Genomic DNA, 24698 nt, shown 5'->3' with positions numbered 1-24698 from the left:
TCTTTGTACCTTTGCAGCTTATTTAAATTGGCTATGCAAAATCCGGTGATAATTCTTGGTGCCCAGAAACTGGGTACCGCAGCTCTCGATATTTTCAACAGCAACAATGTGGTGGTGTACTGCTTCCTCGACGACAGCAAGGACTTGCAGCAGCAGGAACTGAACAATGTGTCGGTCATGAGCAGCACAGAGGACAATGATTTTCTGAAACTGATCGGCAAGAAGTGCGACGTGTTTGTGGCCGTGGAGGATTCAGCGGCCCGTAAAGGCCTCATCAAAATGCTTAAAGGTGAGTATAAGGTGGTGCCTGTTAACGCTATACACAAGTTCAGCGCTGTTTCGGAGTTTGCCTGGCTTGGCCACGGCAACATGATAGGAGCTGGCGCAGTGTTGAACAATAACGCTAAAATAGGCAACTACAACGTTATCGAGTCCCGTGCGCTGGTAGATACCAAAGCAGAGATCGGCGATAACGTGCAGATCGGGGCAGGTGCCATTATCAATTCCGAAGTGATCGTGGAAGATGGAGCCTTTATCGGTACTGGTGCTGTGATCGTGTCAGGAGTGAAGATCGGGAAAAACGCCCGTGTTGGCGCAGGTTCTGTGGTGGTAGCCAATGTGCCCGCCAAAGCCACCGTGTTTGGCAACCCGGCTGCACCGGTTAAGTAAACTTTTCTGCCGGCATCTGCTGTTTCAAAACTGACATAGGTCGTTTTGCAACTGAAAAATAGGTCATTTTGCAACTGAAAAGTAGCTGGTAACTTTGTAGGATAAATGGTTAAATTGCTAAACTGTTTAATTGTTGAAAATAATCAGCAATTTAGCAATACAGCCATCCAACAATTTAACAATCAACAATTAAACAATTTATTTTAACACTTAGCTGAAACTAAGCCGTTATGAACAAACCATACAGCATACTACTGTACTACTGCTACACACCGATAGCAGATCCGGAGGCGTTCCGGGAAGAACATCACCTACTTTGCCTGGAGCTGAACCTGCTCGGCCGAATCATCATTTCCAAAGAGGGCCTCAATGGTACTGTGTCTGGTCTGAAGGCCGACTGCGACAGGTATATGGAGATCGTGAAAGCAGACCCGCGTTTCGCTAAGGTAGACTTCAAGGTGGACGATTCGGACAAGCACGCTTTTGCCAAACTGCATGTGCGCACCAAAGCCGAAATTGTACACTCCGGGCTGCTGCACATCGATCCGAATGTACGTACTGGCATACACCTGGAGCCGAAGGAGTTCAAGGAAATGAAAGACCGCGAGGACGTGGTGGTGGTGGACATGCGCTCAGATTATGAGTACAGTGTAGGTCGTTTCAAAGGTGCCGTTACCTTGGACATTGAGAACTTCCGTGAGTTTCCGGAACGAATCGATGCCCTGAAAGAAGAGCTAAAGGGCAAGAAGATCCTGACTTACTGCACAGGCGGTATCAAGTGCGAAAAAGCCAGTGCCTTCCTGTTGGAGCAAGGCTTTGAAGACGTGTATCAGCTGCATGGCGGCATCATCAAATACGGCAAAGAAGCAGGCGGTGAGGATTTTGAAGGCAAGTGCTATGTGTTCGACAACCGCGTGGCCGTGGATGTGAACTCCGTGAACCCAAAGGTGATTTCGAAGTGCTATGTATGCGGTACCGAGGAAGACCGGATGGTAAACTGCGCTAACTCGGTGTGCAATCTGCACGTGCCGATCTGCGAGAAGTGCGGCTGGGAACTGGAAGGTGCCTGCTCCACTGAGTGCAAAGAGCACCCGGAAAAACGCCCTTACGATGGCACAGGCTACTACCAGAAAAATATGAATGGCTACAATCCGCTCAAAGGATTTAACCGTCGCAAGGTTTCTGACGTAACTAAATAGGTATTCTCTAAAGCAAAGAAAAGCGTGTACCCAACGGTCACGCTTTTCTTTGTTTATATCAAACAGATGCTAGAAGTTAGATATTAGATATTGACTTCTAAACATCATTTTAATCGTCTAAAATCTAGCATCTAACATCTAAAAATCTAAAAAATGGTCATTCCAGAATCAGAACTTATCATCAACAAAAACGGCACGATCTATCACCTCAACCTGCAACCGGAGCACATTTCGGATACTATCATCACAGTCGGCGACCCCGATCGTGTGGCGATGGTGAGCAAGTATTTTGATGAGATAGAGGTTCAGGTTGCGAAACGTGAGTTTGTGACCCATACCGGCTACTACAAAGGCAAGCGCCTCACGGTGATTTCCACCGGTATGGGCACCGATAACATTGACATTCTGATGAACGAGCTCGATGCGCTGGTTAACATCGATTTCCAGTCGCGAGAGGTGAATGAAGAGAAAATCTCGCTTAAGATCGTGCGCATCGGTACTTCGGGCTCCTTGCAGTCAGACATTCCGTTAGGGAGCCACCTGGCATCGCATTACGCAGTAGGTTTAGACTCACTCATGGAATTCTACCCGCTGCAGCAGAACGAGAACGAGGAAAGTATAACCAAAGCGCTGCAGGAGCAACTGGGCGTGGGTTTCCGTCCTTATTGTGTGAACGGTTCCAAAAGCCTGATCGAGAAGATTGCGTTTGACATGGTGCCAGGCAATACACTAACTTGCCCGGGGTTCTATGCACCACAGGGCCGTGTGCTGCGTGGCGGTTTGCGTAATCCTGATTTACTCAAGGTATACCAGGATTTCCGTGTATGCGATTTCCGTATCACGAACTTTGAGATGGAGACAGCCGGCTACTACGCCATGGGGCGCTTGTTGGGTCATGAGATGCTATCGCTCAATGCAATTGTGGCCAACCGCATTTCGCAGGAATTTGCCTCTAATGCCGAAGAAGTGATCGACAGCCTGATTGTGAAAGTGCTGGATAGAATTTAATTAGTCGTGTAGGGACAGGTCGCGACCTGTCCGAATCGTGCACAGACCTTTTGAAGCTCTGGCGCGGGAATTATTCCCGTGCCCACCTATAAAAGCGAGTCTGTGACTCGCAAAAGTATAAACCAAAACAGCCCGCATGAGAAGTGAATCTTCGAATGCGGGCTGTTTTTTTATCTTTAAAAGCTTGTCGCAGGTATAGCCGGCGTATCAGGCCAGTGAAATTGCGCCATCAACAGTTCTCAATCTTAAGAATAGATTTCAGCGGAAGAAACGTCCCTGACTTGAGTAAGACGAAGTTGTCATCATAGCACCATACAGTGGTTTCCACCTGCTTCACCTCCCCATCATCGGTACAGAACGTGATAAGGGCTTTGTTGCGATAAGCATTGCCTAAAATGGTAGCGCGGTTGGCCTCGTAGTGTCGTATGCTACGGGCTGTGGGATCCTTCAATACATCTTCCTGTCCGAAATGTAGCATAGGAATATGCTCCTTTTGGATCAGATTGGCTCGTTTCTCGGTCCTCTTCATAGTTTTAAATAATTAGTGTGAGCAGGTATATACCCACAAAACATGCCACACTATTATTTTGGTTCTAAGGAGGATACGGTTTTTTGAATGGTTTATAATATTAACTCTCTAAATGTAAGCGAGCTTAAGTTATGCTTTTGGGCGAGTTTAAATATGGATTCAAGAGTTTGTGGTGATATACTATAACCACTAGGTTGTTCTAAAATATTATGAGCATAAATAAGGATTGCCTCATTATTTTGCGCTGCTCTTCTAAAGCCTATTTCCAAATCCTGCAAAGTGACGCCACTATTAGCATCTACACCTAAGCCATGAACTAAACGGTTACCATCATACTTATAAAAAATCCTGTCAAGTTCATCTATACCTTTGCCCGCCACTTTCCAAGAGTCGCCGCGAAGCAGATGGAAATATTTGTTCAGCTCTCGGTCAATTGTTATAGAGCGAGCTCCATAAGGATAAGCAAATGTAGAAGGTGTAAAACCAATGGCCTGCATTGCTTTGATAGCAGATGTAATTTCTTTTGCAACATATGCGGGCACACCATTTCTTTTAATAAACTTAGACGAGTTTTCGTGGAGATAGCTATGTGATGCAATCTCATGACCATCTGCTGCCAACTGCTTTAACATTTCTATCTCAGACGGAGATAGCTGATGCGGCATGGTAATAAAGAAGGTAGCCCTTACACTGTACTTTTTGAAAAGCTCCCTATGAGCATACCATTCACCTACATATTTATCGTCGAAACTCATAACAAAAGCCGGTTGAGCAGGACGGTTATAGATATAAGAGGGCCTAAACAACACATAAACAGCCCAACTCGAAGTAGCAGCAAATAACAGTGCTAGTAAAGCCCAAAAAATATGTGTTCGCATAAATTCAACTACAAACGCTGCAAAAACGCCATCGTATCCACGCCATCGGCGTAGTCCCATGGCATGGGGCACTGGGCGTCTCCGAACGGGATACTGCCCTCGAGCCAGCCGTGTGCGGAAACTACGCACTGCGTTTTTTCTTTCACGGCAGCCAGTTTGTCGCGCAGGTCAGATAATGAAGTGAAGGTTTCGTAGAACAGCACTGAGATCGGAGATACCAGTTGCTCACTCGGCTGCACAAGCAGAAAACCATTGTCGAAGTGCGGTACCCGGTTCACGAGCAGGATGGACTTGTTGTAATCGTAGTTATTGTGGTATTTGTGGTGCTCGACAATGGTTTGATGGTGCTCGATGGCTTCAAACAGTTTGTCGAAGGTATAGCCTTCCGGGACGTATACCTTGGAAACGTTGCGGCAACCCAGCCCATAGTACTGGAAAATATCGTTGCCCAGTGCCTGCAGGTCTTCTTCCTCTTCGTGGCCCGTCAGTATGCCTATGCTGGTACGGTTCTTTCGGATGATGTGCGGTCGCTTTGCAAAGTAGTACTCGAAGTAGCGGGCCGTGTTATCGGAGCCGGTTGCAATGATCGCGTCGGCTTCCTTGAGCATATCCACAAACTCGAACTGGCTGGCAAAGGCTGGTTCTATACCTACCAGCATGCTGGCGATACGGCGCATCAACACATCGTCATCAGCGCTCAGTTTGGCCAGCAGGAAGTGTCCACTCAGCAAAACCGACATAAAATCGTGAAAACCGACCATCGGGATGTTTCCCGCCATCACAACGCCAACCTTTTGGGGTGTAACCTGTTTGAGGTGGTAAGGGTAAATCCATTCACGGAGATACTGTTCGTCGAGCAAGGTGATGATCCCCTGCAGGGCAGCAGAAACGCTAGCCTCATCGAACCACGGGTTCTTGGCTTTTGCAACAAAAGCGAGGGCTTGGCGGTCCTCAGGTGTCATGTCCTGCAGTTGCTTCCCCAGCTTCACGAAAGCTTCGATTCTGTTCTCTATTGTCATGGCAAACCGCTGTGTTAAAATTTATTTGATACGGATACTTAATGTTTCTAATTTTGTTCGGTAAATAAAGCGATACAAAAGTACTAAAAATATACAGGAGATACGATTATGGCGATAATGATCACTGATGAGTGTATAAACTGTGGCGCCTGCGAACCAGAATGTCCGAACACTGCCATTTACGAAGGCGGTGCGGAATGGACTTGGGGCGGTGGCACGGAGCTGCAAGAAGTAGAGATTGACGGCGGCGAGACCATCCCCGGCGATGCGGCGCAGCCACCTATTTCGGACGAGTTCTACTACATTGTGTCAGATAAGTGCACCGAATGCATGGGCTTCCACGAAGAGCCGCAATGTGCCGCTGTGTGCCCGGTTGACTGCTGCGTTGATGACCCAGACTACCGCGAAACAGAGGAAGAGCTATTGGCCAAGAAGGACTGGCTGCACCAGGCCAGCTAAGGTATAGCCATACCAAATACAAAAAAACCTGTCTCTTATGGCAGGTTTTTTTATTTTTAACCCATTCACTTAACAGCCATGAAAGAACAACTGCACCAGGACAGACTATTCGAGAAAATCATAAATCCTAATCAGACTATCACCGGCAGGGAGTTTGAGGATTGCGTGTTCAAGAACTGTGACTTCTCTAACGGCGATTTCTCCCAGAACCGCTTTACCGATTGTCAGTTTGTGGGCTGCAACCTGGCTATGTTGCGCCTGAGCGGTGCGACGCTAAACGATGTGGTATTCAAGGAGTGCAAGCTCACAGGTATAGATTTCAGTGCGTGCGAGGAGTTTCTGTTCACGGTCCGGTTTGAGAACTGCCTGCTGGACTATGCCTCTTTCCTGAAACGCAAAATGCCCAAGACACACTTTATCGACTCGTCGCTTAAAAACGCGGTATTTGAGCAAGCCAACCTAACCAAAGCGAAGTTTGATAATACCGACCTGGCTGGAGCAGTTTTTGAAAGAACCAACCTGAATGAAGCCAATCTGGTTACAGCGTTTAATTACACCATAGACCCCGAACTTAACAACATTAAGAAATCCAAGTTTTCGCAAAGTGGCTTGATAGGACTTCTGGCAAGGTATGATATTCGGGTGGAGTGAAGGGTAACAAGTTGATTTAACAGTGTACAGGTATGGAAGTGTTGGTGCCTGCTCTCTCAGGAGTAAAGCAAACGTCGCGATACATCCCAAGCAAATACCTTCGCAGCTTGTAGTGGAATCCTATACCTGATTTGTGTTGGAGCGCCACTTTGCCTGGTGCATGCATAACAATCAACAATTAGCGACCAACAATTAGCGTAAAATCCGTAATTTTGCCTTTTAGCGCAAAAAGCAGAAAAAATCAGTTTAAGATGTCGATTTCAACAAAATATAACCCCAGAGAAGTAGAAGAGAAGTGGTATAGCAGCTGGATGCAGCGCGGCTTTTTCCGTTCTACGCCTAACCCGAAAAAGGAACCCTACACCATCGTGATTCCGCCACCGAACGTGACGGGCGTGCTTCACATGGGCCACATGCTTAACAACACGATCCAGGATGTGCTCATCCGTCGTGCGCGCATGAAGGGCAAGGAGGCTTGCTGGGTACCGGGTACCGACCACGCTTCTATCGCCACAGAGGCGAAGGTGGTGGCCATGCTCAAAGAGAGGGGCATCAACAAAAGCGATCTTACCCGTGAAGAGTTCTTAACCTATGCCTGGGAGTGGAAAGAGAAGTACGGCGGCATTATATTGGAGCAGCTAAAGAAACTGGGTGCTTCCTGCGACTGGGACCGTACCCGCTTCACGATGGAAGACGACCTCAGCGCTGCCGTGATCGAGGTGTTTGTGGACCTGTACCGCAAAGGACATATCTATCGCGGAGTACGCATGGTAAACTGGGACCCACAGGGTAAAACCGCCCTCTCAGACGAAGAGGTGGTGCCAAAAGACACCATGGCCAAAATGTACCATCTGAACTACGAAGTAGTGGGTGCCGCAGAGCCGACCTTCATCACAGTGGCGACTTCACGTCCCGAGACTATCATGGCCGACGTGGCTGTGGCTGTGAACCCGAATGACCCACGCTATACCCATCTGCATGGCAAGTCCGTGCGCATACCTTTGCTGGGCAAGGAAATTCCGGTGATCGTAGACGAGTACGTTTCCATTGAGTTCGGTACAGGTGCCCTGAAAGTAACACCGGCGCACGACCTGAACGACTACGAACTGGGACAGAAGCACCAGTTGCCAACCATCGACATACTGAACGATGACGGCACGCTCAATGAGAAAGCACAGCTCTATGTTGGTCAGGATCGATTTGCGGCTCGTCGCAATATTGTGAAAGACCTGGAGGCAGCCGGTTTGCTGGTGAAGATAGAGGAGTATGCGAGCGTGTTGCAGACATCGGAGCGCACAGGTGCCGTAATTGAGCCACGCTTGTCTATGCAGTGGTGGTGCAAAATGGAGGCAATGGCCAAGCCAGCCCTCGACGCCGTAATGAACGACGAGATACGCCTGCACCCACCTAAGTTCAAGAACATGTACCGCTCCTGGATGGAAGGTATTCGCGACTGGTGTATTTCGCGCCAGCTATGGTGGGGACAGCAAATCCCCGCTTATTACCTGCCAGATGGCTCGTTTGTAGTGGCCTCTACCCCAGAAGCTGCGCTGGAACTGGCACGCAAGCAGAGTGGCAACGACAGTCTGCAACTGAGCGATTTGCGCCAGGACGAAGACGTGCTGGATACCTGGTTCTCCTCCTGGCTCTGGCCCATCTCGGTATTTGATGGTTTTAAGGACCCGGATAACAAAGATATTCTGTACTACTACCCAACCAACGACCTGGTAACGGCCCCTGAGATCTTGTTCTTCTGGGTAGCGCGTATGATCATGGCCGGTTATGAGTTCCGTAATGAGCCGCCGTTCCGCAACGTATACCTGACAGGTATTGTGCGCGACGCGCAGGGCCGCAAAATGTCTAAGTCGCTGGGCAACTCACCAGACCCGCTTGACCTGATCGACCAGTATGGTGCCGACGGTGTGCGTGCGGGTATGCTGTTCAGCTCGCCAGCCGGAAATGACCTGTTGTTCGACGAGAAACTGGTAGAGCAGGGCCGTAACTTCAGCAATAAGATCTGGAACGCCTTCCGACTAATCAAAGGATGGGAAGTGGACGAGACCCTGCCGTGCCCGAACGAAACGGCCATGAAGTGGTTCGACTCCCGCTTCAATGAGGCTTTTGTGCAGATTGAGGACCATTTCAGCAAGTTCCGTATTTCGGATGCTTTGCTGTCGGTGTATAAATTGGTGTGGGACGATTTCTGCTCGAGCTACCTGGAGATGATCAAGCCTGCTTACCAGCAGCCGATCGACAAACAGACGCTGGATACCACGATCGTATACCTGGAAAAGGTACTGAAAGTGCTGCATCCGTTCATGCCATTTATCACGGAGGAGATCTGGCAAGACCTGAAAGAGCGAAAAGATAAAGAATATCTGATTGTAGCGGCCTGGCCAAAGCAGGAGAAGTTTGACAAGCAGCTGACGGAGAAAATGGAAGCGGTGCTCAAGATCGTAGCCGCTATCCGCAACATCCGCAACTCGAAAAATATCTCCCCGACCAAATCGCTTGATCTGGCCATTAAGGTGATGAACCAGGACGGATACGAGGACTTCATCAGCATTATCCGCAAGCTGGCAAATATCAACGAAATCACCCTGGTGCAGGAGAACGTTGAGGGAGCCATCAGTTTCGTAGAGGCCGGTGATGAGTTCTTTATTCCGATGGAGGGTAACATCGACGTAGAAGCCGAACGTGCCCGTCTTGAGAAGGAACTGGAGTATACCAGAGGTTTCCTGAACTCAGTGGTGAAGAAGCTGAGCAACGAGCGTTTCGTAAGCGGTGCACCGGAAACAGTAATTGCGAACGAGCGAAAGAAGCAAGCCGACGCCGAAGCGAAGATTCATGCCATTGAGCAGAGTCTGGCGTCACTCTAAGGTATAGGCTTTAATAATGGCAGCGGCCGTTCCTTCTCGGGAACGGCCGCTGTTTTTTTTATTCTTTACTTAGGGCCACTACCAACTGATCCAGTTCGTCCTTCACCTTTGGCATGACATCCGTCAAGCCTTGTTTCTTCTTCGGATACATAAGTTCCACGTGGCGGTCGTCTATTTTATACTCCAGCAGACCTTGCTCTGCTTCGGTAAGGTAATATAACTTAATAAGCGCATCCCTAGTCGAAACAGCATAGGTGCGGAAGGTAAAGTCGTTCACGATCCGTAGCTGTGTAGGGGGACGGTTTTCGAGGTAGCGCTGCGTCACAACCGTGTCAAGTGCTAGGGAGGTTTCGATCTGGTGAATGGCTCTTATGTTGCCCTCATTAAATCGCCACGTCTGCACATGATGTTTGCCATGCTGCCTGGCGCTATACTTCCCCTCAGATAAGTTGATGCTGGCCATCACATGAAACAGATTTAAATCACTTTCAATAGTGCGCAACGAAGGACTGGAAGTCGCATTATCGCTGATGAAGACAGAGGTGCTGGCAAGTATTTTAGCATCTTTGTTGAGGTCCTGCTCTAATAGAAAGCTACTGCCTTGGTTTAGGGAGAAAGCGAAGAGCACAGGCAACAGAAGGGAGCGTAGGGTCATAGCATTTGGGTTTGTACCTGTTTCCTATACTCAAATATCGTGCAGAAGGCTACAAGGCCGAGCTATCCACTACTTTCCAGGTGATATTGCCGTTGTTTACTTCATATTTCAGAATCATGTAGCCGCCTACGTGGCCGTCTTCATAGTAAGCCATGGCATAGCGGTCGTTTAGGATGCGGCTGTCTCGGATGGTCATGGTGCCGCCGACTACGCCCTCTCTAGGTATAAGCTGACGCTGCTTGCGGTTCAGGTCATTCATCAGGTCCACTTCGGGGTTGCGCAGGCCTTTTTTGCGAAGCTTCTGTATGTCGCTTTCGCTCAGACTGCCCAGTTCGTCCACAAACTCCACGCCGCTGGGAGGTACGATATGCATGGTGTCGGGTGGCAGCATCAGGCCTTCGAGTGAGTCAGTTTCGGTTTCTTCCTGCTCCAACTGCTGCCCTGTTTCGGCCAGTTTGTTGTCAGCTATGCGCAGGCGGCTTTCCGCATCATTTTTCTTCCAGTAGAAATACACGGCTGCGAATAGGAAGATGGCAACCAGAATCCAGGCAATGGCAACTTTCATAGGTTTATTCTTTTAGATTTATGTTATTTTCAAATTAAACATACTTGCGGTAGATATTCGGATTTTTATTATTATTGTTATTATTATTATTATTATTATTTTAAAGTGCTTTAATCTAATAAAAATATGAAAAAGCATTTAATCATCACAATACTGCTATTTATCAGTGTACTAGGAGTTAACCAGGTTTCTAATGGTCAATCTCAATCTAATACACCTAATAGAGCTAGTATTAATCACATCAGTTTAAAAGGTAGTTCAAATACTAATGTGGCCATATTAAGTTCTCAATCGCAACTTAAATCAAGCTTAGGTACGCCAATAGCTAACCTTTAAGAATATTCGGAATCAGCGCAAACTGACTTGTCACATTTAAAATACAGTTGGGGCCTGATCAGGTATATTGGAGAAGAATTTTATGATTTAGAATTAAATGCAAATGGAATTGCTTTAAATATTACGGGCGCAGGTACCTATAAAGTAGGAGATAACATTACTTCTTTGGCTTCTTCTTTTCCTGATTCTTACAATCTAAGAAAGGGTGGACGCATATATTACAACTCTACCTCCAACCGGCACCTTGACAGATTCCTTTATATTATTTGAGTTTCATTCAAATAATATAATCACGGGTATATTTTTATGAGGGCAATTGAATGCCTAAACATAAACCTAATAGCTACATATTATGAAAAAAGTTTTAATGGTTTTTCCAATTACAGCATGTATAGTGACCACTCTCCTATATGTAACCTTTGGAAAAGGCCCCCAAAATTATCGGTCTTTTAACAAAGTAGAGTTAGGCATGAGTAAGTCAAATGTATTGGAGCTAATGGGGCCACCTGAGCACATCATAAATAATGAGGAAAATCGAACTTACGTTTACTTATACCAACCACCTGTGATTTATGTCTCTGAACAAATTGAGATTGTATTTAATGAATCAAGCGATAAGGTGGTAAAGTTGTCAAATCCACAATAATTATTCAAAACAATAAGTATCAATGAATAAACTTTTTATTTTGCTCGCCGTGATCGCAGTTATGAGCATTTATGTCTACAATGCCCAGAGCCAGACCAACTCGAATCTGCCAGATCTTATAGACCAATCCATAGTAACCATTAAGCCTAGTGCCGGATCAAGTTCTGGATTTAAATTAACTAATACTCCAACAACACTAACCTCAGTATTAGGAGAGCCTAAGAGTATTGACAACATACACTCTGAACAAGATGATAAGAGGTATGATGTGTATACCTATGAGGATGCAAGCTTTTATTTTGATGCTGATAAATTAGTCAGCACTAGTATAAATTCAAGCTCCATTATCGTGAGTTTTAACGGTCAAAACCATATAAGGGTAGGGGATAATATCAGTAGCTTGCAAGATATTTTTCCAAACTCATACAACTTGATGAAAGACGGCCAGCTATTCGTGAATTTCAAAACAAGCAATGGGATAGCAACAGATGAAGCAATCCTTTTTGAGTATAAAGCAAATGGCGTAATCACTAATATTATTATCTAGTTTATAACAGCGATACCTGCAAAAAAGCCTGCCCCAATTTCTTGAAGCAGGCTTTTATATGATCATTAAGTATTTAGTCACAAGGTGTTTTTCTAAACTCTTGTGTCTAACGTCTAATATCTAAATTATTAAATCGTCTGGTTTACGTCGAACTGCTCGAGGTAATCCGCCACACGGCGCACGAACATGCCGCCCAGCGAGCCGTCCACTACGCGGTGGTCATAGGAGTGCGATAGGAACATGAAGTGACGGATACCGATCAGGTCGCCTTCCGGTGTTTCGATCACAGCTGGTTTCTTCTTGATAGCGCCCACGGCCATAATCGCTACTTGCGGCTGCATGATAATCGGCGTGCCCATCACGTTACCGAAAGAACCTACGTTAGAAACAGTGTAAGTACCGCCAGCCAGATCGTCCGGAGTCAGCTTGTTCATGCGGCCACGGTTCGCGAGGTCGTTTACCCTCTTGGTCAGGCCGTTCAGGTTCAGCTGGTCAGCGTTTTTGATGTTCGGAACGATCAGGTTACCGCTTGGCAGGGCCACAGCCATACCGATGTTGATGTCTTTGTGGCGAATGATGTTGCCACCGTCTACCGACACGTTGATCATCGGGTAATCTTTGATCGCTTTGGCAATCGCGTCGATGAAGATTGGCGTGAAGGTTAGGTTCTCACCTTCACGTTTCTTATACTCGTTCTTCCACTTGTTGCGCCAGTTCACAATGTTGGTCACGTCGGCCTCCACAAAAGAAGTCACGTGAGGAGATACACGCTTGCTGTCCACCATACGGTCGGCGATCATCTTGCGCATGCGGTCCATCTCGATGATCTCCACATTTCCGCTGTAAGAAGCGGCCGGTTTAGCGGCGGCAGGAGCAGCCTGAGTTTGTGGCTGTGCGGCTGGTGCAGGAGCTGCTTGTGGCGCTGCAGCAGGAGCCTGTGTAGAAGCGGCTGGCTGCGGAGCATTTTTGCGGTTTTCTACATAAGCCAGGATGTCTTTCTTCGATACACGGCCTTCTTTACCAGAGCCTGGTACATACTCAAGCTCTTGCATTGAAATACCTTCTTCGCGGGCAATGTTAAGCACAAGCGGAGAATAGAAACGGCCAGATGCTGGTTGCTCAAGCTTTCCTACAGATCCGTCAGAAGAAGCAGTTGCGGGCTGTGCGGCTGCTTGGGGCGCCGGAGCGGCGGCAGGCGCTTCTGTAGCAGCCGGGGCAGGAGCGGTAGTGTCTTCGCCGTTGGTAGAAATGATCGCAATTGGGGCGCCTACGGCTACCACATCACCTTCCTGTACCAGTATCTCCTTTAGCACACCGCCTTGAATGGCTGGTACTTCCGTGTCCACTTTGTCTGTAGCTACTTCCAGCACCGATTCGTCCTGCTCAATCGTGTCACCCACGTTTTTAAGCCATTTCAGAACGGTACCTTCCATGATACTCTCACCCATTTTGGGCATAATCATTTCTACAAGTGCCATATTTAGTTTATTCGTTTCTAAGATGTTAGATTGTAGATGTTAGATTGTAGACTCAGTTAAACTCTAATAGCGACAAGCAGTAACGCTAGTAATAAATAAATAAATCTAATATCTAACTTCTATATACTATAGTCTAATTTGCAAACAAAGTTAATGATTTTAGCCTATTCCTCAACCGCTATACTTAAACTTTGCCGGATGAGGTTGAGTACGGCCAAGGCAGTATACTCAATATTGAGCTGGCGGTTTTTGTTGAATTGCAAAAGTTTCGCTCTGGCCCCGTGCTGATCCGCATAGGCAATCCAGATTGTGCCAACAGGCTTATCAGGCGTGCCGCCATCTGGTCCGGCTATACCGCTGGTAGCCACTCCAATATCGGTGTTGAGCTTGCGACGTACGTTTTGGGCCATTTCCAGCACCGTGGCCTCGCTTACAGCGCCATGCGTTTGCAGGGTTTCTGGCTTCACGCCGAGTACCTGCGTTTTTACCGCATTGTCGTAAGCCACCACACTGCCCCTGAAATAAGCCGAGCTGCCTGGCACGCTGGTCATGCGATGAGCCAAATAGCCGCCCGTACAGCTTTCGGCGGTGGCTATGGTCAATCCCCGTTCTTTCAGCAACTGGCCAAGCGCTTCTTCCAGCGGCACCTCGCCATGGGCAAATATGTGCTTGGGTATAAGGGAGGATAGCACGCCGACTTCTCGCTCCAGCTCCAGCTCCAACAGCTGTGCGTCTTGCCCCATACCTGTCAGGCGCAGGCGCACCATACCCAGGTGTGGCAGGTACGCAAGCCGTATATGCGGTGGTAGGCTCAGTTCCCAGGCTTCCAGTTTCTCAGATAGAGTAGACTCCGGTATACCTATCGTCTGCACCACTTTGTGCCTGATTTCCGGGGTTTTGAAGTAGGTCTTGAGCTTGGGCAACACAATGTCGGTCATCATGCGCTTCATCTCAAAAGGCACGCCCGGCATCGACACGAACACTTTGCCCTCGTCCTCGAACCACATGCCCGGCGCTGTGCCCAGCACGTTGCGCACCGGCGTGCAGGCAGCCGGCAAAAAAGCCTGCTGGCGGTTCAGGTCCGTCAGTTCGAAGCCCCGGCTTTTGAACAGCTCTGTCACGTCAGCCAGCGATTGTTCGTCGAGTTTAAGCTCGGTGTGGAAGTAGTCGGTCAGCACGGTTTTGGTGAGGTCGTCCTTGGTAGGACCCAGGCCACCAGTCATCAGAATGATGTCTGCCCGGCTCCTGGCGTTGTCGAGCGCCGCCACAATGTGCGCCGCATCGTCTGAAATGGAGGTAATCTGCTTCACCCGAACACCTATCCGGGTCAGCTCAGTGCCCATCCAGGCAGAGTTGGTGTCAACGATCTGTCCATACAGTATCTCGTCCCCGATCGTAATGATTTCTGCGTATACCGCTTCCATATTTTATTTTGGTCTGATTTGTGCGTAGGTATGCAAAACTGTTTCAAGATAAAGATGTTCGTGCGATATGGTGCAAGCTTGCTTGTATTTTCTGTAATTTCATCAGATTTTCAGGTATAGCATACCGTTTCACCCGGCTCTAAAAGACAATAGCATATGAAAAAACTCATTTACACATCCCTGGTAGCACTTGTACTTGGTGCTTCGGCTTGTACGGTTACAGATATTCAGCGCACGGTTGATGGCGTGATAGCCGGAACAGGCGGGGCAGTAACCCGCGAAGAGGTGGCATCCGGCCTGAAGCAGGCCCTGGAAGTCGGCATCACCAAAGGATCAAACCAAGCCTCTCAGACCGACGGCTACTATAAAAACTCCCTCATCCGCATACCTTTCCCGCCCGATGTGAAAAAGGTGGAAAACACGCTTCGTCAGGTAGGCCTGGGCAATGAGGTGGACCGCTTTGTGATGACCCTGAACCGTGGTGCTGAGGACGCAGCCAAAAGCGCTGTCCCTATTTTTGTGACTGCCATCAAGCAGATGACAATAGCCGATGCCTGGGGTATACTGAAAGGTGACAAAGACGCCGCTACGCAGTACCTGATGCGTACTACCTCCACACAACTACAGAGCGCTTTTATGCCCGTGATTCAGCGATCATTGGAGAAAACCAACGCCACCCGTTACTATACCGATCTGGTAACAAGGTATAACCAGATACCGCTGGTGCAGAAGGTTAACCCGAATCTGGATGAGTATGCGACACAGAAAGCCATGGACGGACTTTTCCTGCTCATAGCGCAGGAGGAGGCAAATATCCGGGAAAACCCGATTGCCCGAACCACAGAACTGCTTCGCCGCGTGTTTTCAAACCAGAACCAGTCGTAGGTTAAAGTTACCGGCTATTTGTAAAAGTACCCGCCTCCGATAAGGGAGCGGGTACTTTTTTTTGTAAAACATTAACTCCTGATTAGAAGTACAATACAGCAAAATTTCAAGAATAAGTTTGATATCCCAATAGCACTCCGACAAGTATGGAAAACAAACGTTTCAAATACAGCACCATCACCAAAGAAAAAGACCTCGACGCTCTGATAGAGGAAATCGGAGATGCCCGTGTGGTCATGCTGGGAGAGGCTTCGCATGGCACATCCGAGTACTATACCTGGCGCACGGCCATCTCCCGGCGGTTAATAGAAGACAAAGGGTTTGACTTTATAGCGGTGGAGGGCGACTGGCCGGAATGTTATGCCGTGAACCGTTTCGTGAAGGGCTATCAGGACTCCGGGCGGAAAATTGCCGACGTGCTGGAGGTATACCGCCGCTGGCCGACCTGGATGTGGGCCAACTGGGAAGTGGCAGCCCTAATTGAGTGGATCAGGGATTTTAACCATCTCCGTAAAGTAAATGAAAAAGCCGGATTCTACGGGCTGGATGTGTACAGCCTGTGGGAGTCGCTGGAGCAGGTGCTCAAGTATATGGAGAAGCATGACGGACGAGCCGCAGAGGTGGCCCGCAATGCCGTACGCTGCTTCGAACCCTACCACCGCGATCCGCAAACCTATGCGCAAGCCACCGCTTTTGTGCCGACCGACTGCGAAGACGAGGTGGTGCAGATGCTGGAGCAGGTATACCGCCGGCCGGTATACCCGGATGATCCGGAGCATGAGTTCAGCACGACCCAGAATGCGTTGGTGGCCGTGAATGCTGAGAAATATTACCGCGCTATGATCAGGGGTGGGGTAAACTCCTGGAACGTGCGCGACACGCACATGATGGATACCCTGGATCGTTTGCTGGATTTTCACGGACCAAACTCCAAGGCTATTATTTGGGAGCACAACACGCACATCGGCGATGCCCGCTTCACCGATATGGCCAACGATGGCATGTATAACATCGGGCAACTGGCCCGGGAGAAGTACGGCCGCGACCAGGTAAAGCTGGTGGGGTTTGGCACCTACCAGGGCAATGTGATCGCTGGCAGGTCATGGGGTGCCCCTATGCAGAAGATGGAGGTGCCGCCAGCCAAGGAAGGAAGCTGGGAGCATATGCTGCACGAAATGAGTACCGACGACAAGATTATCCTCTCCAAAGACTTGAAAGAGGTGCCGGAACTGCAAAGCCCTATTCCGCACCGGGCCATCGGGGTTGTGTATGACCCAAAGTTGGAGCACCTAGGCAATTATGTACCTACCATCATTCACGAACGCTATGATGCCTTTATGTACTTTGACGAGACCGAAGGCGTCCATCCGCTCCATATGAAGGTGAGAGGCGCCAAAGAACCCGAGCTATACCCCTGGAACTACTAGAAGCGTAAGCGTACGAGAGTTAGAGGTAGTAGGCATAATGCAGGTCCCGGTCTGATCGCAAGGTCACCTGCCACGTGCTGAGGCAACAGTAATATCATGCCTAACCTACCTGGCCTGTTTAGGAAGGGAGAATACTTTTTTGCCCTTTTAGCATGGCGGCTTTCCGACTCGAAATAATTACGCGGCATGCGCTTAGTTTGAAAAGTGCTCCGAATTTCTGATATTCCGGGTGGAAAACCGGGATCAGGCCTATCGTGAAAAAGTATCTATCCGTTCTATTGCTTTTACTTCTCTTCTGTGGTCGGCTTCATGCGCAGATCAGGAATGAAGGGGTGCCCTATATCAAAAACTACGGCCTGAAGGAATATCAGGCATCTCCTCAGAACTGGGCCGTTGTGCAGGACCACCGCGGGATCATGTACATCGGGAATAACTATGGTGTGCTGGAGTTCGACGGGAACCATTGGCGCCGACTGGGGCTGCCCAACCGGTCGACTGTGCGCTCGCTTGCTATCAGCAAAGAGGGGCGGGTGTATGTTGGCGGGCAGAATGAATTCGGCTATTTGCAACCCGACGAGCAGGGGCTCATGGCTTTTGTGTCGCTTAAGCCTTACATCACTCACAAGGATAGTAGCTTTGCGGATGTCTGGAATATCTATACCCAGGATGAGGAGGTCTTCTTCTGCACTGTGTCAGGTGTGTATCATTACAAAGACAACAAGATAAAGGTATACAGGACACCCCACGAACCGACTGGCTTCCCATCCTTTGTTCAGGGGAAACTGCTGGTACCGGTATTGGGCAAAGGGCTCTTTGAGCTGAAGAACGAAAAATTGGTACTAATTCCGGGCAGTGAGCGAGTCGCAAACTACACGTTGGCGTCTATACTGCCCTACCCGGGAGGGAAAGCCCTGATCGTAACAGAAGACAACGGCATTTTCCTGTATGACGGGTATAGTGGATTCAGTGCCAGCAACTGGGCGGTGGAGCCTTTCCTGATCAAAAACAAAGTGAACACGGCAATTACTTTATCAGACGGGTACGCGATTGGCACAACCCTGAACGGGCTGGTGGTGATCGACATGGACGGACAGCCCAGGCAGCACCTCAACCGCGAAAAAGGGTTGCAGAACAGCACTGTCCGTGGCATTTACCAGGATCGGAAAGAAAACCTGTGGCTGGCACTCAACAACGGGATCGACTATGTGGAGGCCAACTCCCCATTCACTATTTTCAACGACCGGATGGGCCTGCCCGGAACCGGCTATACCTCTCTGCTGAACAACTCCAAGCTATACTTTGGTACAAGCGATGGATTATTCTATAAAGCCATTTCTGAGCATGAGAACCCACTGAACCCGATGCCGCTGCAGCGTGTGGAGAACGCAGAGGGACAGGTATACAACCTGCAAAAGCTAGGCGGCAAGCTCCTGCTTTCGCATCACAATGGTCCTTTTGAGATTATAGATAACAAGGCCGTTAAGCTATCAGACCATCGGGGAGCCTGGAAGTTCCTACAACTAAAATCCAGGCCAAACTACTTTATCTGTGGTACCTATTTCGGGTTGCTGCTCTACAAAATGGTGGATGGCCAACTCATTTTTCAGAACAGTATACAGGGATTCGACGAGTCTTCGCGGGTGATGGAAGAAGACAGTGAGGGAAATCTATGGATCGCCCATGGCTACATCGGACTGTTTAAAATGAAGCTCTCCAAAGATCTCAAAAAAGCGGAGAAGGTCAGCTTCTACGGGGAGAAACATGGTTTTCCTTCCAACCTGGGCATCAATGTTTTTAAAATCAACGGAAAGCTCGTGTTCACCGGGCTGCGAGGCATATACCACTACAACAAGAATACAGACCGGTTTGAGGTATACGACGAACTCAACCGCCTCTTCGACAAGGACGTGCAGGTAAGCAAGCTGGTGGAAGACAAGGAAGGAAACGTGTGGTTTTCGGCTGGAGCTGAGATGGGCGTTATCCGGAAACTGAGCAACGGCAGCTACGAGGTCACCAAAAACGTTTTCAATAAACTGGAAGGCAAACTGGTGGGAGGCTTTGAGCATATTGCCTATTACAACAATCAGAATGTGCTGATAGGTATAGATGAGGGCTTCGTGCAATACCGCCCCACTTATCTGCAGAAAAGCAGCTTGCAGGAACGGTTTACAACGCTTATCCGACGGGTTGAGGTCAGGAAGCAGGCCTCGGACTCACTTATTTACGGAGGTTCCTTTGTGAATAATGGCCTTGCGGAGAGCGTGCAGCCGGAACACAGTATCCCAACGCTGCCCTATACCCTGAACTCCCTTAAGTTTACTTTTGGGTCCATTCTTTACGATGGGATAGAGGATGTGCAGTACAAATATTTCCTGGATGGCTTTGACGAAGGCTGGTCGCCCTGGATGACAACGCTGCAGAAAGAGTACACCAATCTGAGGGAAGGGACCTATACCTTCCGTGTCAGGGCCCGGAACATTTACAATCAGGAGAGCGAAGAGGCCTTCTATACCTTCAGTATCTCGCCTCCCTGGTACAGGTCGGGATGGGCTTATACCTTCTATGTGTTGTTTGGCGTGTTGCTGGGTATACTGCTCTGGAAAATCATAGACCGGCATATTAGCGAAACCAAGAAAAAGCTGAGGCAGGAGCAGGAGAAGGCGCTCAGACTCAAAGAGGCCCAACACATGGAAGAAGTGCTAAAAGCCGAAAAGGAAATAATCCGGCTTAACAACGAAAAACTGGAGAGCGAGCTCAGCCATAAGTCCCAGGAATTGACCTCCTCGGCCCTGCATGTAATGCAGAACATGGAGGCCGTGCACAAAGTAAAAGATCAGTTGCAGCGTGTGCTGGATGAGGTAAACGACAAAGAAACCAGGCAGCAGCTTCGGAAGATTTTACGCTCTGTGGATGAAGAGATCAAGATTGAGAACAACTGGGAGCAGTTCGAGCTGCATTTCAATCAGGTGCACCAGGACTTTTTGAAACGCCTGAGCAACGACTACCCGGAACTCACCCACAAGGATTTGAAAATGTGCGCCTACCTGCGTCTGAACCTGTCCAGCAAAGACATTGCCTCCCTGCTTAAGCTCTCGCTGCGGGGCGTGGAGACCAGCAGGTATAGGATCCGGAAAAAGATGAACCTGGAGCATGACGAAAGTCTGACAGAATGCATTCTTAAATACTAAGCGGCCTCTGACAGCCACAGACTATATGCCAAAAAAAGCGCCCGGTTCTGCCGGGCGCTTTTTTCTCAATCAATATACTCACTATAATTCATGCTATACCTCTAGCCAAAACCAGGGGCCTTAGTTGGTCCCGATGGCATCCGGATTAAGGAGCGTGAATTTCTTTACCTGATCGCCTACCCGGATCTCAAACTCCCCGGCCTCCGTGATTTTACGTCCGTCGCGGCCTGTGTAGCTCAGGTCATCGGCCGTCAGCGTGAAGGAAACGGTTTTGCTTTCCTGAGGCTTCAGGGAAATCTTCTCGAAGCGGCGAAGGCGCTTTACGTCTGGGGTTATACCTGTCGCATAGAGGTCAGAGGAGTAAAGGTGCACCACCTCTTTTCCTTCTCTGGCACCTGTGTTGGTCACCCGCACACTTACCTGGATCGGTTCGCCCATCTTGATGTTTTCTTTTAGAGTAAGGTTGTCATACTTAAAGGAGGTATAGCTCAGGCCGTGGCCGAACTCATACTGCGGGTTGTAGTCGGCCTCGTAATTGTACACCCCTTCCGCCTTGCGCTGCTCTGCCGATGGCTTGTGTATAAACGGTACCAGGGCATTTGGGTAGCGCGGGTAGTTATAGGGTAGTTTGCCGGATGGGTTCACATCGCCAAACAGTACATCTGCCAGTGCATCGCCGCCAAAGTTGCCCGGCTGATAGATTTGCACAATGCCTTTCATCTGCTGCTCAAAGCGGCTGATCACCCGTGGCCGGCCCTCGTTGAGCACCAGGATCACCGGCTTGCCAGTCTGGGTCATTTTTCGGGCCAGTTCGGTCTGCAGGTCCGACATGTAGATGTCGTTGATGTTACCCGGGGTTTCGGTGGAGGTGTTTTCGCCGAGGCAAAGGATGATTACATCTGATTTTTTGGCCGCTGCTACTGCCTGCTCCATTTTATCAGCAAATTCCTCGTAATAGAAGCCATCCATTTTATAGCTCACACCCGGCAAAAAGGTCACGTTGGAAGCACCGATCTCATTTTGCAATGCCTCCACAATGGTGTTATACCTGCCGGCGAACTCCTCTACCTTTTCGCCCTGCCAGGAGTAGGTCCAGGCACCGTTGAGCGTGCGCATGCTGTTGGCGTTCGGGCCAGTCACCAGCACTTTTATGTTTTTGCGCAGGGGCAGTACGTTGTTTTCGTTTTTGAGCAGTGTGATGGACTCTGCGGCCATTTGGTAAGCGGCCTCCTCAAACTCTTTGCTGCCGAATTTAGGGTAGTCCTTCGGATTAGTCGTAGGCTGCTCAAACAGGTTCAGGTTATGCTTCACGCGCAGGATACGGCGCACGGCGTCATCGATACGCTCTTGCTTTACTTTACCCTCCTGCACGAGCTCCACTAATCCTTCACAAAACGGCTCATACTGATAAGCGATCATCGACATGTCTACCCCCGCATTGATGGCCATCCTAATGGCGTCCTTCATGGTGGCGGCTACCTTGTCGCGGGTGTGCAGGTACTCAATATCGCCCCAGTCGGTAACCACAAGTCCTTTGAAGCCGAGTTCCTCTTTCAAAAGTTTGGTCAGGATATCATGATTGGAGTGCACCGGCACACCGTTGATAATGCCCGAGTTGATCATGATCGTCTGGGAGCCTGCTTCGATGGCTGCCTTGAAAGAGGGCAGGTGATACTCGCGCAGGGCTTCGTCTGAAATATAGGTCGGTGTTCTGTCCTTGCCAGACGTAGGCACCTGGTAGCCCAGAAAGTGTTTCATGCACGATGCCACATGTTCCGGGTGACCGATGTTGTTGTCGTCACCTTCATACCCTTTGATCATCTGCACACCCAATTCTGAGATCAGGTAAGGGTCTTCACCAAATGTTTCGAACTGGCGCGAAAAACGTGGGTCGGGACCCATGTCGAGCACAGGCGAGAAGTTCCAGGGAATGGAGCTGGCGCGTGTTTCGTAAGCGGTTATCTCGGCACCGCGTCGAACCAGCTCACGGTTTCGGCTGGCGGCCTGGCCGATCTGCTGCGGAAACATGGTGCCGCCTGCGGTATAGGTAGCGCCATGTATCTGATCGACGCCATAAATCACCGGTATGCTGAGGCGGCTCTTGTTCATGGCCACATCCTGTATCTGGCTGATGATGGCATACCACTGCTCTGGCGTGCGGGCGCGGTTGTTGGCCGTGTTCAGCACCGATCCGATCTTGTAGTCAAGCAATGCCTTTCTTAGCTCCACCGTGTCGAGCGTGAATGGCTCAAAGCTGGAGTAGCGGTTCTCACCCTTGCCTACCACATCCAACGTAATCTGCGCCATCTGGCCAACTTTCTCTTCCAGGGTCATCTGGCTGAGCAGGTCTTCTATCTTTCTGTCAATTTCCGACATACCTGCCTTGTTAGGCACCGTGGTAGCCGTATTGGCAGCAGGTTCTGCGGCAGGTTTTGGAGTCTGGCAACCGGCAAGCAGTACAAAGGCGGCTGCCGTGGCCAGGGTTACATTTCTGAGTTTCATTGCGTCTTGTTTTGGTGGGTAATGCTTTCTAGTCAATTGGCAATTGTTAATTTGGGAACCAATCAGGATGTAAGAGCCCTGATCACTCGTCCTCCGGTTTTGCTTTGGTCAGCGTCCGGTAAAGTGCTTTGCCAGATTTCCTGTTTCTGAAACCTGGCAGGAACGAGCAAAAATGATTGGTCTTCCTTATAAAAGTAGTCTTGCTTTTAAGGGTCGGCTTGGCCATACGATTTACCATACATAAGTGCCTACTGCCCCTTTGGCGAGGGTAGTAGTGACAAGTTTTCCATTGAACTGGATATTGAAAGTCCGCGAAGCCGGGCCTTCATTCAGCACAATCAGGACCTTACTACCATTCGGAGTTTTGAAGGCCACGTTTGGTATACCTGCCAGCATGTTCGAGGCAACTCGCACAGAGCCGGGCCTCACAAATTTGGAGGCGTGCGCGATAATGTAGTAAGCCGGGTTTCGGGTTACGCCACCGTTTAGCGTAATGGCCCCCAGGCATTCGGTACAGCCGCCTTCGGTATGCGGGTCCTGGTTGGCGTCAGCGGCCAGGTTCCATTCCAGCACAGTTTTACACCAGTTGCGGGTAGCACCTATCAGTAGGTTTTTGGTATGCCAGCTGAGATCGCCCGCCAGGTTGCCGGGTGCGCCCACCCACTGTTCGGTAAAGTACAGGTTCTTGTCCGGATGCGCTTGATGCACCTGATTCAGGGCGTCGATGTTGCCGCCATACAGGTGAAAGGCCGAACCATCAATGTACTTATTGGCTTCCGGGTCGTTGAGGATGCTGATCGGGTAATCTATCCGATCGGCGTTATGGTCATAGATGATGATCTTGGTACCGATATTGGCGGCCTGAAAAGCAGGGCCCAGGCTTTGTTTGATGAAATGTGCCTGCTCCGTTGCCTGCATCAGCATACTGGGGTTATTGCCGGGGTGCAGCGGCTCGTTCTGTACGGTTATCGCATCTATCCGGATGCCTTCTGCCGCCATCGCCTGTATATACCTGACGAAGTACTTCGCATAGGCATCGTAGAACTCCGGTTTCAGGCTGCCGCCAATAGAGCTGTTGTTGGTTTTCATCCAGGTAGGAGGGGACCAGGGCGAGCCCATCAGCTTAATACCCGGATTAACGGTCAGTATTTCCTTTAGCACAGGTATAAGATCGGCACGGTCCGGACCCAGGTCGAATTTCATCATGTCAGGGTCAGTTTGCCCGGCAGGCAGGTCGTTGTAAGAGAAGACATGGCTGCTTAAGTCCGATGCCCCGATGCTGAGCCTGAGATAACTGACACCAATGTTATTGCCATCCGTCGCAAAAAGCTCCTTCAAGAGGTCTGCCCGGGCTGCGGGTGACATCTTGTTGAGGAGCAGGGCGCTTCCCCCGGTCAAGGTATAGCCAAAGCCGTCCATGGTCTGGAAAGTCTCTGTGGTGTCAACGGTGATGGTGGGATGCTGATTTTCGGAAGCCCCAAATGTAAGCGGAGTAATTTGCTGCTTAAACAGCACTGATGTGGATGGATCTGTCAACCAAAGGTTCACCTTGCGGCCGGTCAGTTCTTCCTTCGAACTGGATCCTGTACCTGATTCACTGACTTCCTTTTTGCAGGAAATTGCAAAGGGAATAGCCAGGAGCAACCACCAATGTTTCGGGAAGTAACTTGCAGCAAAGTAATTCACCTTTTTAAGGTTAGTTGGTGAGCCATTCAGGTATAGCCGTTGCTTTCTGGCATACCTTTTCATGTTGT

Annotated in this window: 20 protein-coding genes; 11 read left to right on the top strand and 9 right to left on the bottom strand. The window is 49.3% G+C overall.

Going from position 1 to position 24698, the window contains the following annotated elements; all coding sequences use genetic code 11:
* The first annotated feature begins 33 nt into the window (after positions 1-33).
* From H9Q13_RS11990 to H9Q13_RS11980, 3 genes are all read left to right on the top strand, one after another.
* Entirely contained in the window at positions 34-669 is a 636-nt protein-coding gene (locus H9Q13_RS11990; protein WP_191184048.1) for a NeuD/PglB/VioB family sugar acetyltransferase, read from the top strand.
* A 230-nt stretch (positions 670-899) separates the two neighbouring features.
* Complete coding sequence (gene trhO / locus H9Q13_RS11985) at positions 900-1868, top strand: oxygen-dependent tRNA uridine(34) hydroxylase TrhO (protein WP_191184047.1); 969 nt, start codon at positions 900-902, stop codon at positions 1866-1868.
* A 153-nt stretch (positions 1869-2021) separates the two neighbouring features.
* Positions 2022-2876 (top strand): nucleoside phosphorylase, encoded by an 855-nt coding sequence (locus H9Q13_RS11980; RefSeq protein ID WP_191184046.1) that lies wholly within the window; start codon positions 2022-2024, stop codon positions 2874-2876.
* A 229-nt stretch (positions 2877-3105) separates the two neighbouring features.
* On the opposite strand, the gene H9Q13_RS11975 is transcribed toward H9Q13_RS11980, so the two are convergent.
* The 3 genes from H9Q13_RS11975 to H9Q13_RS11965 all read right to left on the bottom strand — a co-directional run bounded on the left by H9Q13_RS11975 (position 3106) and on the right by H9Q13_RS11965 (position 5302).
* A complete protein-coding gene (locus H9Q13_RS11975) occupies positions 3106-3405 on the bottom strand; it encodes a hypothetical protein (RefSeq protein WP_191184045.1) in 300 nt (99 codons plus the stop codon).
* Between the two features lie 92 nt (positions 3406-3497).
* The gene (locus H9Q13_RS11970) at positions 3498-4283 is read right to left on the bottom strand and encodes a polysaccharide deacetylase family protein (protein ID WP_224744262.1); all 786 of its coding nucleotides are present in this window, start codon (positions 4281-4283) and stop codon (positions 3498-3500) included.
* Between the two features lie 8 nt (positions 4284-4291).
* Positions 4292-5302, bottom strand: coding sequence for an acyl-CoA reductase (locus tag H9Q13_RS11965; protein WP_191184043.1), 1011 nt, complete (start codon positions 5300-5302; stop codon positions 4292-4294).
* Between the two features lie 108 nt (positions 5303-5410).
* On the opposite strand from H9Q13_RS11965, the gene H9Q13_RS11960 reads away from it, so the two are divergent.
* The 3 genes from H9Q13_RS11960 to H9Q13_RS11950 all read left to right on the top strand — a co-directional run bounded on the left by H9Q13_RS11960 (position 5411) and on the right by H9Q13_RS11950 (position 9291).
* A complete protein-coding gene (locus H9Q13_RS11960) occupies positions 5411-5761 on the top strand; it encodes a 4Fe-4S dicluster domain-containing protein (RefSeq protein ID WP_191184042.1) in 351 nt (116 codons plus the stop codon).
* A gap of 78 nt (positions 5762-5839) precedes the next feature.
* Complete coding sequence (locus tag H9Q13_RS11955) at positions 5840-6412, top strand: pentapeptide repeat-containing protein (RefSeq protein WP_191184041.1); 573 nt, start codon at positions 5840-5842, stop codon at positions 6410-6412.
* Positions 6413-6663: 251 nt separating this feature from the next.
* Complete coding sequence (locus tag H9Q13_RS11950) at positions 6664-9291, top strand: valine--tRNA ligase (protein WP_191184040.1); 2628 nt, start codon at positions 6664-6666, stop codon at positions 9289-9291.
* 58 nt (positions 9292-9349) lie between these two features.
* Here the strand turns inward: H9Q13_RS11950 and H9Q13_RS11945 are convergent, their stop codons facing one another.
* Both H9Q13_RS11945 and H9Q13_RS11940 read right to left on the bottom strand, forming a co-directional pair.
* A complete protein-coding gene (locus tag H9Q13_RS11945) occupies positions 9350-9946 on the bottom strand; it encodes a hypothetical protein (protein WP_191184039.1) in 597 nt (198 codons plus the stop codon).
* Between the two features lie 49 nt (positions 9947-9995).
* Positions 9996-10511 carry a hypothetical protein gene (locus tag H9Q13_RS11940; RefSeq protein ID WP_191184038.1) on the bottom strand — a complete coding sequence of 172 codons (516 nt, stop codon included), beginning with the start codon at positions 10509-10511 and terminating at the stop codon, positions 9996-9998.
* Between the two features lie 688 nt (positions 10512-11199).
* Between H9Q13_RS11940 and H9Q13_RS11935 the strand changes: the two genes are divergently transcribed.
* Both H9Q13_RS11935 and H9Q13_RS11930 read left to right on the top strand, forming a co-directional pair.
* Positions 11200-11493 carry a hypothetical protein gene (locus tag H9Q13_RS11935; protein ID WP_191184037.1) on the top strand — a complete coding sequence of 98 codons (294 nt, stop codon included), beginning with the start codon at positions 11200-11202 and terminating at the stop codon, positions 11491-11493.
* A gap of 22 nt (positions 11494-11515) precedes the next feature.
* The gene (locus H9Q13_RS11930; RefSeq protein WP_191184036.1) at positions 11516-12040 is read left to right on the top strand and encodes a hypothetical protein; all 525 of its coding nucleotides are present in this window, start codon (positions 11516-11518) and stop codon (positions 12038-12040) included.
* 128 nt (positions 12041-12168) lie between these two features.
* Here the strand turns inward: H9Q13_RS11930 and H9Q13_RS11925 are convergent, their stop codons facing one another.
* Together H9Q13_RS11925 and H9Q13_RS11920 are read right to left on the bottom strand one after the other, a co-directional pair.
* On the bottom strand, positions 12169-13518 hold the full coding sequence (locus H9Q13_RS11925) for a dihydrolipoamide acetyltransferase family protein (protein ID WP_191184035.1): 1350 nt from the start codon (positions 13516-13518) through the stop codon (positions 12169-12171).
* Between the two features lie 164 nt (positions 13519-13682).
* Positions 13683-14942, bottom strand: a complete 1260-nt coding sequence (locus H9Q13_RS11920; protein ID WP_191184034.1) for a competence/damage-inducible protein A — start codon at positions 14940-14942, stop codon at positions 13683-13685.
* A 156-nt stretch (positions 14943-15098) separates the two neighbouring features.
* Here H9Q13_RS11920 and H9Q13_RS11915 point away from each other — a divergent pair, with 156 nt between their 5' ends.
* The 3 genes from H9Q13_RS11915 (at position 15099) to H9Q13_RS18210 (ending at position 20442) form a co-directional block, all read left to right on the top strand.
* Positions 15099-15827: a DUF4197 domain-containing protein gene (locus H9Q13_RS11915; protein ID WP_191184033.1), complete on the top strand. Its 729-nt coding sequence runs from the start codon at positions 15099-15101 to the stop codon at positions 15825-15827.
* A gap of 146 nt (positions 15828-15973) precedes the next feature.
* Positions 15974-17254, top strand: a complete 1281-nt coding sequence (locus tag H9Q13_RS11910; RefSeq protein ID WP_191184032.1) for an erythromycin esterase family protein — start codon at positions 15974-15976, stop codon at positions 17252-17254.
* A 254-nt stretch (positions 17255-17508) separates the two neighbouring features.
* On the top strand, positions 17509-20442 hold the full coding sequence (locus H9Q13_RS18210) for a ligand-binding sensor domain-containing protein (protein WP_191184031.1): 2934 nt from the start codon (positions 17509-17511) through the stop codon (positions 20440-20442).
* Between the two features lie 120 nt (positions 20443-20562).
* Here H9Q13_RS18210 and H9Q13_RS11900 read toward each other — a convergent pair whose 3' ends face one another.
* Positions 20563-22944 (bottom strand): glycoside hydrolase family 3 N-terminal domain-containing protein, encoded by a 2382-nt coding sequence (locus H9Q13_RS11900; RefSeq protein WP_191184030.1) that lies wholly within the window; start codon positions 22942-22944, stop codon positions 20563-20565.
* 231 nt (positions 22945-23175) lie between these two features.
* Positions 23176-24693: a glycoside hydrolase family 30 protein gene (locus tag H9Q13_RS11895; protein ID WP_191184029.1), complete on the bottom strand. Its 1518-nt coding sequence runs from the start codon at positions 24691-24693 to the stop codon at positions 23176-23178.
* Positions 24694-24698 lie beyond the last annotated feature (5 nt).

This window comes from Pontibacter aquaedesilientis (assembly GCF_014773225.1).
Classification (GTDB): Bacteria; Bacteroidota; Bacteroidia; order Cytophagales; family Hymenobacteraceae; genus Pontibacter; species Pontibacter aquaedesilientis.
Note: the sequence above shows the minus strand (reverse complement) of the source record. Positions and strands in the feature narration are given on the sequence as shown.